Here is a 423-nt window from a genome sequence, read left to right as displayed (position 1 = left end):
TCGAAGGCCCGCGCGAGAAGGACTTCAACATGCGCTGGATCGCCAGCATGGTGGCGGACGTGCACCGCATCCTCACGCGCGGCGGCATCTTCCTCTACCCCTGGGACAAGCGCGAGCCGAACAAGCCCGGCAAACTGCGCCTGATGTACGAGGCCAACCCCATGGCCTGGCTGGTCGAACAGGCCGGCGGCGCCGCGACCAACGGCCGGGAACGCATCCTCGACATCCCCCCGAAACAGTTGCACGAACGCGTCAGCGTGATCCTCGGATCGAAAAATGAAGTGGAACGCGTGACACGCTACCATTCCGGTATATAATTCAATTCTTCGCCGGTGTAGCTCAGTCGGTAGAGCAGCTCATTCGTAATGAGAAGGTCGGGTGTTCGATTCATCTCTCCGGCACCAAACAAGAAAGCCCCTGATT

General features: G+C 59.8%; 1 protein-coding gene and 1 tRNA gene. Both read left to right on the top strand.

The genetic code is table 11. The annotated features are described in order from the left end of the window. Positions 1 to 317: class 1 fructose-bisphosphatase (locus FJV41_RS57505; protein WP_141649646.1), on the top strand; the 317-nt coding region annotated here is incomplete at its 5' end. Positions 318 to 328: 11 nt separating this feature from the next. Next, positions 329 to 404 (top strand) — tRNA-Thr (locus FJV41_RS57500). Positions 405 to 423 lie beyond the last annotated feature (19 nt).

Origin of the sequence: Myxococcus llanfairpwllgwyngyllgogerychwyrndrobwllllantysiliogogogochensis, assembly GCF_006636215.1 — a bacterium.
GTDB lineage: Bacteria > Myxococcota > Myxococcia > Myxococcales > Myxococcaceae > Myxococcus > Myxococcus llanfairpwllgwyngyllgogerychwyrndrobwllllantysiliogogogochensis.
Note: the sequence above shows the minus strand (reverse complement) of the source record. Positions and strands in the feature narration are given on the sequence as shown.